This is a genomic window from Agrobacterium sp. MCAB5, from assembly GCF_052114365.1.
Lineage (GTDB): Bacteria > Pseudomonadota > Alphaproteobacteria > Rhizobiales > Rhizobiaceae > Agrobacterium > Agrobacterium tumefaciens.
Genome location: NZ_JBFREP010000058.1, coordinates 1 through 899, shown reverse-complemented (window position 1 = coordinate 899; position 899 = coordinate 1). Strand labels below are relative to the sequence as shown.

At 51.8% G+C, this 899-nt stretch carries 1 protein-coding gene and 1 pseudogene; one reads left to right on the top strand and one right to left on the bottom strand.

The window, feature by feature from the left end; genetic code table 11:
* Positions 1-134 precede the first annotated feature (134 nt).
* Positions 135-503: a helix-turn-helix domain-containing protein gene (locus AB4Z23_RS27265; RefSeq protein ID WP_441361154.1), complete on the bottom strand. Its 369-nt coding sequence runs from the start codon at positions 501-503 to the stop codon at positions 135-137.
* A gap of 209 nt (positions 504-712) precedes the next feature.
* Here AB4Z23_RS27265 and AB4Z23_RS27260 point away from each other — a divergent pair.
* A pseudogene (locus AB4Z23_RS27260) lies at positions 713-899 on the top strand (AAA family ATPase); the annotation flags it as partial.

Below are 899 nucleotides of genomic sequence, written 5' to 3'. Positions count from 1 at the left end.
GATGAGAACATCGACTCCAACGCTTTATCTGAAAAACCGGTACCATCAGTCCCTCGCTGCCATGACAAATAGCTCGGCATGCATTCGGTGATCTCGCCTGCAAGAGGCGTGAGCTCCACCATCCCTTCGTGACATCACGACTGGTCTTCCGTGTTGGATTCCTGATCGCTAAGATCGGTTTCCTGCTTGACTACGCGGGAGGATTTTATCCACGCATTTTTGGCGCCAGACAGGTTTTGAATGTGATTTAGCCGCGGCKTTTGCCCCTGCATATTGTGGTTGAACAAGCCCCAGCCCCGTTGTTCTGCCGGGGCAACGAACTCAATTCCGCATACCTCATAGAAGTGTTGAACTAGCAGTGCATACTGCGGTAGATCGCGGACGCCTCTCTCGATCCTCTGGATCGTAGCTCTTGATACGCCTGAATGCGCCTCCACCTGTTCCTGGCTAAGGCCGAGGAACTCTCTCGCGATCTTCAAAATTTCCGGCGGCACTATCAGCATAAGGATTCATTGCCATGTATCCCCAGACGCCGCAAATAGGTGGAAATAAACCTTGACGCCGGGATGCAGACGCCGTCCATAGGACGCATAATGCATCCTATGGAGTCATAATGCTTCCGAATCCTTTCTCAAACTCTGCGTTGTCCTTCAAGTACGGGCGAATCAATCTTTCGAAATTGGTCTCGCTCCTCATCTTAAGGGAGATGTGAATGTACCATCGAACCAACCGCCAGATTTTTCGTACGACGAGCAGGAATGCTGGAAGTTTCCTCATGCTCTGCTGCATCCGTAAAGCGCTACGTAAAACAGTTCAGTTCAGAGACAACGCTCCTGGAATTATTGTCTGCGTCGTCGACCGTGAGTGGCTGTGGGCGGGGAAGGCTGCAGCCACCTTGT